This is a genomic window from Blastococcus atacamensis (assembly GCF_002938425.1).
Lineage (GTDB): Bacteria > Actinomycetota > Actinomycetes > Mycobacteriales > Geodermatophilaceae > Blastococcus > Blastococcus atacamensis.
The window spans coordinates 1-4,417 of record NZ_POQU01000139.1 but is presented as its reverse complement, the minus strand read 5'-3'; the positions used below and the strand labels follow the sequence as shown (position 1 = coordinate 4,417).

Annotated in this window: 4 protein-coding genes; all 4 read left to right on the top strand. The window is 72.7% G+C overall.

Features of this window, described 5'->3' with window-relative positions; all coding sequences use genetic code 11:
- A partial coding sequence (locus tag C5508_RS18895; RefSeq protein WP_198598190.1) for an HNH endonuclease signature motif containing protein occupies positions 1–709 on the top strand: 709 nt, incomplete at its 5' end.
- A 67-nt stretch (positions 710–776) separates the two neighbouring features.
- Positions 777–2,126, top strand: a complete 1,350-nt coding sequence (gene trpB, locus C5508_RS18890; RefSeq protein WP_104526450.1) for a tryptophan synthase subunit beta — start codon at positions 777–779, stop codon at positions 2,124–2,126.
- On the top strand, positions 2,123–2,929 hold the full coding sequence (gene trpA, locus C5508_RS18885; protein ID WP_198598189.1) for a tryptophan synthase subunit alpha: 807 nt from the start codon (positions 2,123–2,125) through the stop codon (positions 2,927–2,929). The genes trpB and trpA overlap by 4 nt, the downstream gene beginning before the upstream one ends.
- Complete coding sequence (gene lgt / locus C5508_RS18880; RefSeq protein WP_104526449.1) at positions 2,926–3,882, top strand: prolipoprotein diacylglyceryl transferase; 957 nt, start codon at positions 2,926–2,928, stop codon at positions 3,880–3,882. The genes trpA and lgt overlap by 4 nt, the downstream gene beginning before the upstream one ends.
- Positions 3,883–4,417: the final 535 nt, after the last annotated feature.

Here is a 4,417-nt window from a genome sequence, read left to right as displayed (position 1 = left end):
CCTGACCGTGGTCGCCCCCCTGAACGCGCTCACCCCGGCGGCGTTCCCGCCCACCGGCGGCCCACGGCCGGCCGCGTTCACCCCGCCCGGCACCGCTGCGGCGGTCGGCGAGGTCGACGGCGAGCCGATCACCGCCGCCCATCTGCGGGAGCTGCTCACCCGGCTCGACGCGCTCTGCCCCGGCGGGCTGCAGGCACCGCCCGGCGGCAGCCTGGACATCGCGATCACCGACGCCACCGGCGCGCTGCTGGCCCTCACCAACCGCACGGAACTCGGCCGGCTGGCCCGCCACGGCTGCCCCACCCACCCCGACACCTGCTGCCGCTGCCCGCTGCTGGGCCTCCGAGGGGCGGCGGCGGTGGACCGCTACCGCCCCTCGGAGGCCCAGCAGCGCTTCCTCAAGGCCCGCGACCGCACCTGCCGCCACCCCGGCTGCACGGTGCGCGCCGGCTGGGCCGACCTCGACCACGTGATCGCGCACGCCGACGGCGGAGAGACCTCCTGCGCGAACCTGTGCTGCCTGTGCCGTCGCCACCACCGGCTCAAGACCTTCGCGCCGGGGTGGCAGCACACGATGGACGACGACGGGGTGCTCACCGTTCTCACGCCCTCAGGCGTCACCCGGATCAGCCGGCCACCCGGCTACCGCGTGCTTCCCGAACCACCGCAACCACCGCCCGAGCCGGCGGACGACCCGCCGCCGTTCTGAGCACGATCCGGTGACATGGCGCGGACCCCTGCGCGGATTGGCGCGTCCGGCGCGGGACACTGGTGCCATGACGACGACCAGCCCGCCGCAGACCGGAGACCTCTCGCTCCCGGCGCGCCCGGGCTGGCCGGACGCGACCGGGCACTTCGGCATCTTCGGCGGCCGTTTCGTGCCCGAGGCGCTGATCGCGGCGCTCGACGAGCTGACCGAGGCCTACGAGGCGATGCGGGTCGACCCGGCGTTCCTCGAGGAGTTCGCCCGGCTGCAGCGTGACTACACCGGGCGGCCCAGCCCGGTCACCGAGGTGCCCAAGTTCGCCGAGCACTGCGGCGGCGCCCGCGTGCTGCTCAAGCGCGAAGACCTCAACCACACCGGCTCGCACAAGATCAACAACGTGCTAGGCCAGGCGCTGCTGACAAGGCGGATCGGCAAGACGCGGGTCATCGCCGAGACCGGTGCCGGTCAGCACGGCGTGGCGACGGCGACGGCCGCGGCGCTCATGGGCCTGTCCTGCACCGTCTACATGGGCGAGGAGGACACCCGCCGCCAGGCCCTCAACGTCGCGCGGATGCGACTGCTCGGCGCGGAGGTCATCCCGGTGACCACCGGCTCGCGCACCCTCAAGGACGCCATCAACGAGGCGTTCCGCGACTGGGTGACCAACGTCGAGACGACGAACTACGTGTTCGGCACCGTCGCCGGCCCCCACCCCTTCCCGGCGATGGTCCGCGACTTCCAGCGGGTGATCGGCGACGAGGCGCGCGGCCAGGTGCTCGAGCGCGAGGGGCGGCTGCCCGACGCCGTCCTGGCCTGCGTGGGCGGCGGGTCCAACGCGATCGGCATCTTCACCGCCTTCGTCCCCGACGAGGACGTCCGGCTGATCGGCCTGGAGGCCGGCGGGGACGGCGTCGACACCGGCCGGCACGCGGCCACGATCACCGGTGGCTCGCCCGGCGTCCTGCACGGCGCCCGGTCCTACCTGCTGCAGGACGACAACGGCCAGACCATCGAGTCGCACTCGATCAGCGCGGGCCTGGACTACCCGGGCGTCGGCCCCGAGCACTCGTACCTCAACGACATCGGCCGCGCGGAGTACCGGCCCGTCACCGACGCCGAGGCGATGGAGGCGTTCGCCCTGCTCTGCCGCACCGAGGGCATCATCCCGGCGATCGAATCGGCCCACGCGCTGGCCGGGGCGATGGCGCTCGGCCGCGAGCTCGGCCCGGACACCCTGCTGCTGGTGAACCTCTCCGGCCGCGGCGACAAGGACGTCGAGACGGCGTCCCGGTGGTTCGGCCTCGGCGACCACGACGAGGTCGTCCCCGGCCCGGGCCTGGACACCGACCAGCAACCCACCGAGGGTGCGATCAGCAACGACGAGGCCGTCGCCGGCCAGGACGCGGGAGAGACGGCGTGACCACCAGCAAGCTGGCCGACCGCATCGGGGCGGCCAAGGCCGAGGGGCGGGCGGCGCTGATCGCCTACCTGCCGGTCGGCTATCCCGACGTCGACACCTCCATCGCCGCCATGGTCGCCGCCGTCGAGGCCGGCGCCGACGTCGTGGAGATCGGCGTGCCCTACAGCGATCCGGGCATGGACGGTCCGGTGATCCAAGAGGCCGTCGACGTCGCCGTACGCGCGGGTGTCGGCATCCCCGACGTCCTGCGAGCGGTGCGCGCGGTGGCCGCCGCCGGCGCGGCCGCGGTGGTGATGAGCTACTGGAACCCCATCGAGCGCTACGGAGTCGAGCGGTTCGCCACCGATCTGGCCGCGGCCGGGGGAGCGGGCCTCATCACCCCGGACCTCATCCCCGAGGAAGCCGGCGAGTGGATCGCCGCCAGCGACCGGGCCGGGCTGGACCGGGTGTTCCTCGTGGCGCCGTCGTCCACTGACGCACGGCTCGCCGCGACCGCCGCCGCCAGCCGTGGCTTCGTCTACGCCGCGTCCACCATGGGGGTCACCGGCACCCGCGCGACCGTGGGGGACGCCGCGGAGACGCTGGTGGCCCGCACCCGTCAGGCCGTCCCGGACATCGCCGTCTGCGTCGGCCTGGGAGTGTCGAACGGGGACCAGGCCGCGGAGGTGGCGGGGTTCGCCGACGGTGTCATCGTCGGCTCCGCCTACGTCCGGGAGATGCTCGAGGGGCGGGGCGCCGACGGCGTCCGCGCGCTCACCGAGGACCTCGCCGAGGGCGTGCGCCGCGCGGGGGTGCACGCGTGACCGTCCTGGCCGCCATCCCGAGCCCGACCCAAGGGGTCTGGGAGCTCGGCCCGTTCCCGCTGCGCGCCTACGCGCTGTGCATCGTCGCCGGCATCATCGCCGCGATCGTGCTCACCGAGCGACGCTGGGTGGCCCGCGGCGGAGCCCCCGGCGACGTCCTGGACATCGCGGTCTGGGCGGTGCCCTTCGGCATCATCGGCGGGCGGATCTACCACGTGATCTCCAGCCCGCGGGCCTACTTCGGCGAGGGTGGCGACCCGTTGCGCGCCTTCGCCATCTGGGAGGGCGGCCTCGGCATCTGGGGAGCCATCGCCCTCGGCGGGGTCGGCGCCTGGATCGCCTGCCGGCGCCGCGGGATCCCGCTGCCGACGTTCGCCGACGCCCTGGCGCCGGGCCTGCTCGTCGCCCAGGCCGTCGGACGGCTCGGCAACTGGTTCAACAACGAGCTGTACGGGCGGGTCACCGACCTGCCCTGGGCACTGGAGATCTACGAGTGGGACGGCGGCCGCGCGGTCGTCGGCCCGGACGGTCAGCCGCTGCTCCTGGGCACCTTCCACCCGACGTTCCTCTACGAGCTGCTGTGGAACCTGGCCGCGGCTGCGCTGGTCATCTGGGCCGACCGCCGGTTCCGGCTGGGCCACGGCCGGGCGTTCGCCCTCTACGTCGCCGCCTACTGCGCCGGCCGGCTCTGGATCGAGCTGCTGCGCAGCGACCCGGCCGAGACGTTCTTCGGAGTGCGGGTCAACGTCTTCACCTCGGTGATCGTCGGTCTGCTGGCCGTGGCGTACCTGATCTGGCAGCGCGGCCGCCCGCGTGAGGTGATCGACCGGTCGGAGGTCGCCGAGCAGCGCCGGGAGGAGTCCGCCGCCCGAGGGGCTCCGGCGTCCCCGGCGTCCCCGGCGTCCCCGGCGCCCACGCGTGAGAACGATCACGAGACGCCTCCGCCGACCTGATCGACCGGGAACAGCGCTCGTCCGGACAGGGGTCGCGGCGATCCGGACAGCCTCGCGCGGCGTGGCTCTCGTCATGTCGCTCGCGTGTTACGGCTGTGTACCCTTCCGACTGACTCGCCAGCGATCCTGGCTGAGTCGCAGTGTCGGAACCGGGCCAGCGTCGCCCCGCGGACGACGGCTCGGCGACACCATCCCGCCGAGCTCGCACGCGCAGGTTCGGCGGGGCATCGCTGTCCGGTCGACACCCGGCGCTCCACACGTGCCGCCTTCTTCGCCGCCTTCGACCTCCGGCCGGGCCCACGCCCCCCGTCCACCCCTCACTCCCGAGGGGACGACGGTGCGCCGACGACGGGACTTATACACGTCTGACCGTGCCGACGAAGAGGATTGTGTAGATCTGGGGGGGCGGACGATGATGAAAACAAAAAAGAAGGAGGACTCTGGCGCTAAAGAAGAACGAAAACAACACACAAGAATAAGATGAACAGTAATACACATAATAATATATAGAGAGAACATAGATAATATAGCAACA